Genomic DNA, 4,578 nt, shown 5'->3' on the forward strand with positions numbered 1-4,578 from the left:
CGCGCCGCCATCAGCACCGCCGTCGCTGCCGCCGCCCTCGGCGCCGCCGTCCGCGGGACCGTGGGCCCCGCCGTCGGCCGGGCCGTGCGCACCACCGTCGGCGCCGCCGTCCGCACCGCCGTCAGCGCCGCCGTCAGCCGTGCTGGTCGTCATCTCGTCGTCCAGGGCCATGCGTCCTCCTGCGTCTGGTGTCCAGGCGCCCGGGTCCCCGGTGCGCCCCCGGGCAGCATGCCGCCGTCCGACCGTGCCCGCGACCCGTCGCCGGGTCGGCGAGGGCCACAACCGGTCGACGGTGGCGTCCGCGCAGGCGTTGTCGACCGGGCAGGGCGCGGGTGGGTCGGTGGTGGTGTCCGCGCAGGCGTTGTCGACCGGGCAGGGCGCGGGTGGGTTGGTGGTGGTGTCCGCGCAGGCGTTATCGATCGGTGACAGGGCGGCGGGGCGACCCGTCAGGCGCTGCCGGCGAGCCGGGCCGCGCTGCCGGCGCGGTCCGGCAGGGTGCGGCGCAGCGCCGCGTGCACCGTCTCCGGCGTGAGGACGCCGACGTAGCGGTCGCCGTCGAGCACCGGCAGCCAGCCGGCGTCGTGGGCGACGATCTCGCTGAACCCGGTCTTGAGGCTGTCGCGCACGTCGACGGTGTCGTCGAAGCGGCGCCGGACCTCGCCGACCGTGCCCCCGCGGGCCAGGGCGCGCTGCGACACCCAGCCGCGCAGGTCGGTGCCGTCGAGCACGACCGCGAAGTCCAGGGCGCTCTCCTCGAGCAGCTGCAGCGCGCGGTCCGTGCTCTCGCCGACCTGCAGCGTCGGCGGGTGCACGAGGTCCTCCTCGCGGATGGGCGTGACCGCGAGGCGGCGCAGGCCCCGGTCGGCGCCGACGAAGTCCGCGACGAAGTCCGTGGCGGGCGCGCCGAGGACGACGGCGGGGGAGTCGAGCTGCTCGAGGACCCCGCCTACGCTGAGCACGGCGATGCGGTCGGCGATGCGGACGGCCTCGTCGATGTCGTGGGTGACGAGCAGGACGGTCGTGCCCAGGCGCTGCTGCAGGCGGCGGAACTCCAGCTGCAGCCGGTCTCGGACCTGCGGGTCGACGGCGCCGAACGGCTCGTCCATGAGCAGGACCGGCGGGTCGACCGCGAGCGCGCGGGCGACGCCCACCCGCTGCCGCTGCCCGCCGGACAGCTCGTGCGGGTAGCGCGGGCCGTGGACCTCCGGCTGCAGGCCGACCAGCCCGAGCAGCTCGTCGACCCGTGCCGCGGTCCGCGGCTTGTCCCAGCCGACCAGGCGGGGCACGGTCGCCACGTTGTCGCGGACGGTGCGGTGGGGGAACAGCCCGCCGGACTGGATGACGTAGCCGATGCCGCGCCGCATGGTCGGGCCGTCGGCCTCGATGACGTCGGTCCCGTCGACCTCGATGGACCCGCCGCTGGGCTCGATGAGCCGGTTGACCATGCGGAGGATCGTCGACTTGCCGCAGCCGGAGGGGCCCACGAGGGCCACGAGCTCGCCGCGCCGGACCTCCAGGTCGAGGCCGCCGACGGCGACCGTGCCGTCGGCGTACTGCTTGCGCACCCCTGCCAGGCGGATCATCGGCTCGGCCTCGCGCCTGGGCGAGGGGACTCCGGTCCCGGTAGCGTCCGGACCGTGACCTTGGCTGTCCACGCGACGAGGGTCGCCGGTTCGTGCCTCCAGCGCAACGCATGGGTCTGCCCGGACTACGTGCGCACCCGCGGCGACATCCTCCAGGAGGCGCTGGTCGAGCACGTCGGCCTCACCCTCGCCGCGGTCGCCCTGGGGCTGCTCGTCGCCCTGCCGCTCGGGGTCCTCGCGAGCCGGTCGCGGCTGGTGGAGACCGGCGCCTCCAGCATCGCGACGGTGCTCTACACGATCCCGTCGCTGGCGATGTTCCCGCTGCTGCTGGCGGTGGGGCTGCCGTTCGGGCCGAGCATCGTCGTGGTGGGGCTGGCGATCTACACCCTGGGGATCCTGCTGCGGAACATCGTCGTCGGCCTGCACGGGGTGCCGGAGGACACGCTCGACGCGGCCACCGGCATGGGGCTGAGCCCGCGCCGCCGGCTGTGGAGCGTCGAGCTGCCGCTGGCCCTGCCCGCGATCGTCGCCGGCACCCGCATCGCCACGGTGTCCACCGTCGCGCTCGTCACCGTCGGCGGCCTCTTCGGCTACGGCGGGCTCGGCAACCTCATCATCACCGGGCAGCGCACCCAGTTCAACGCCGAGGTGCTGACCGCGACCGTCCTCGTGGTCGTGCTCGCGCTCGCCGCGGACGGCCTCCTGCTGCTGCTCGGCCGACAGCTCACCCCGTGGCTGAGAGGACGTGCCGCATGAGCGGCTCCGTGGTCGGGGGGGCGGCGGCGTGGCTCGCCGACCCCGCGCGCTGGTCCGGCGAGGCCGGCATCCCGGCGCGGCTCTGGGAGCACGTCTGGGTGTCCGGCGTGAGCGTGCTCGTCGCGGCGGCTGTCGCGCTCCCGGTCGCGCTCGTGCTCGGGCACCTGGGCCGGGGCGGCGCGCTGGCCTCGGCGGTGGCGAACCTCGGCCGGGCGGTGCCGACGCTCGCGGTGCTCGTCATCCTCGTGCTGTCCCCGGCCCCGTTCGGCATCGCCAACGTGGTGACGTGCACGGTGGTCGCGCTCGTGCTGTTCGCGATCCCCCCGATCCTCACCAACGCCTACGCCGGCATCCGCGCCGTCGACGCCGACCTCGTCGAGGCCGCCCGGGGGATGGGGCTCACCGGCCCCCAGGTGCTGTTCCGCGTCGAGCTGCCGCTCGCGGTGCCGCTCGTCGTGGCCGGTCTGCGGATCGCCACCGCGCAGGTCATCGCCACCGCGACGATCGCCGCGTTCGTCGCCGGCCCGGGGCTCGGCCGGTTCATCAGCGCCGGGTTCGGCAACCAGGACACCCCGCAGCTCATCGGCGGCGCGTTCCTCGTCGCCACCTTCGCCGTCCTCGTCGAGGTGGCCTTCCAGGTCCTCCAGCGCCGGCTCACCCCGTCGCGCTCGAGCCGGACCGGCCTGGTGGAGGACGTCGGGGCGGCCGCGGTGGACACCCGGCAGCCGGGGCTCACCGGGTCGCTCTGACCCCGTCTCGTCCACTTCGTCCGGTTCGCCCCGGTTCTCCGCTCAAACCCACGCCGTTCGTCGCCGATCCGTTACCGACCGACCCCCGGGACGGGGATGCACCTGTCGGTGGTCGCGGTTAGACAGTCGGGGCCGCAGCAGCGGCCCGTACGACCCGGACACGCGGGGGCCCGCCCCCCGGGACACAGAAGGCGACACCCATGACCTCCACGACCCTCCGCCGCGCGCTCCTCCCCGTGGCCCTCGTCGCCTCGCTCGGCCTCGCGGCCTGCGGCTCCGGCGACCCGCTCGCCGAGACCGAGCCCGGCTCTGCCGGCGGCGCCGCGACCGGCGACGCCAGCCCCGACCCCGCGGCCTCCGGTGGCGCCGCCGGGGGCTCCGGCTCCATCACCGTCGGCGGCGCCAACTTCACCGAGATGCAGGTGATGGAGGAGATGTACGGCGCCCTCCTCACCGACGCCGGCTACGAGGTCGAGATCGTCGCCTCCGACTCCCGCGAGATCTACGGCCAGGCCCTGGTCGACGGCGACATCGACGTGGTCCCCGAGTACGCCGCGACCATGGCCGAGTTCCTCAACCGCGAGGTCAACGGGGCCGAGGCGCCCGTCGTGGCCACCGGCGACGTCACCGAGACCGTCGAGGCGCTGCGCGGCCTGGCCGAGCAGCAGGGCCTCGTCGTCGCCGAACCGGCCGAGGCGTCGAGCCAGAACGGCTTCGCGGTGCTGGAGTCCGTGGCGAGCGAGAACGACGTCGCCACGCTGACCGACTTCGCCGCCGTCCAGCCCGAGATCGTCCTCGCCGCCACCGAGGAGTGCCCCACCCGGCCGTTCTGCCAGATCGGCCTGGAGGAGACCTACGGGTTCACCGTGAGCAGCCTCCTGCCCCTGGGCTACGGCAGCCCCCAGGCCAAGCAGGCCGTCGTCGCCGGCGAGGCCGACATGGTCCTCGTGGGCACCACCGACGCCACGCTCGAGGCCGACGGGCTCGTCCTGCTCGAGGACGACCAGGCCCTGCAGCTGGCCGACAACCTCGTGCCGGTGCTCAACGCCACCTCCGCCGAGGACACCACCCTCGTCGAGACCCTCGACAGCCTCGCCGACGTCCTCACCACCGAGGACCTCGCCGAGCTCAACCGCCGGGTGGACGCCGACCGCGAGCTGCCGGCCGACGTCGCCCGCGACTACCTCGTCGAGCAGGGCCTCATCGAGGGCTGACCGACCGCAGCCGCTCCACCTCGGCACCGCCGCACCCCCCCGGCCCGCCCGCCGTCCCGACCCCCGTGGTCGGGGCGGCGTGGCGGGCCGTCGTGCGCCCGTCACCCCTCGTACCGTCGTCCCTCGTGCAGGGGAGGCATCGGGCGGAGCCACGGCGGCCTCGCTGGCTGCCCCTGCCGCGCCGGCCCAGGACCGCCCGGTCGCACGCCGTGCCCGACGGCGGCCCCGGCACGCCCGCCGCGGCCCTGTACGTGGCGGTGGGCCTCGCACGTCTCC

General features: G+C 75.4%; 4 protein-coding genes. 3 read left to right on the forward strand and 1 reads right to left on the reverse strand.

Annotated elements, in window-relative coordinates; translation table 11 throughout:
- Positions 1 to 446 precede the first annotated feature (446 nt).
- Positions 447 to 1,583: an ABC transporter ATP-binding protein gene (locus tag WCS02_RS17675; protein ID WP_340295580.1), complete on the reverse strand. Its 1,137-nt coding sequence runs from the start codon at positions 1,581 to 1,583 to the stop codon at positions 447 to 449.
- A gap of 54 nt (positions 1,584 to 1,637) precedes the next feature.
- Between WCS02_RS17675 and WCS02_RS17680 the strand changes: the two genes are divergently transcribed.
- From WCS02_RS17680 to WCS02_RS17690, 3 genes are all read left to right on the forward strand, one after another.
- Complete coding sequence (locus WCS02_RS17680) at positions 1,638 to 2,339, forward strand: ABC transporter permease (protein ID WP_340295582.1); 702 nt, start codon at positions 1,638 to 1,640, stop codon at positions 2,337 to 2,339.
- Entirely contained in the window at positions 2,336 to 3,088 is a 753-nt protein-coding gene (locus WCS02_RS17685; RefSeq protein ID WP_340295583.1) for an ABC transporter permease, read from the forward strand. Before WCS02_RS17680 ends, WCS02_RS17685 begins: the two co-directional genes overlap by 4 nt.
- Before the next feature lie 200 nt (positions 3,089 to 3,288).
- Positions 3,289 to 4,302 carry an ABC transporter substrate-binding protein gene (locus WCS02_RS17690; protein ID WP_340295585.1) on the forward strand — a complete coding sequence of 338 codons (1,014 nt, stop codon included), beginning with the start codon at positions 3,289 to 3,291 and terminating at the stop codon, positions 4,300 to 4,302.
- Positions 4,303 to 4,578 lie beyond the last annotated feature (276 nt).

Source organism: Aquipuribacter hungaricus (genome assembly GCF_037860755.1).
In the GTDB taxonomy this organism is placed as follows: Bacteria; Actinomycetota; Actinomycetes; order Actinomycetales; family JBBAYJ01; genus Aquipuribacter; species Aquipuribacter hungaricus.

Bases quoted from the DNA above. Each gene is read 5' to 3' on its own strand.
- WCS02_RS17685 (WP_340295583.1), top strand. From the start codon at position 2,336: ATGAGCGGCTCCGTGGTCGGGGGGGCGGCGGCGTGGCTCGCCGACCCC.
- WCS02_RS17690 (WP_340295585.1), top strand. From the start codon at position 3,289: ATGACCTCCACGACCCTCCGCCGCGCGCTCCTCCCCGTGGCCCTCGTC.
- WCS02_RS17675 (WP_340295580.1), bottom strand. From the start codon at position 1,583: ATGATCCGCCTGGCAGGGGTGCGCAAGCAGTACGCCGACGGCACGGTC.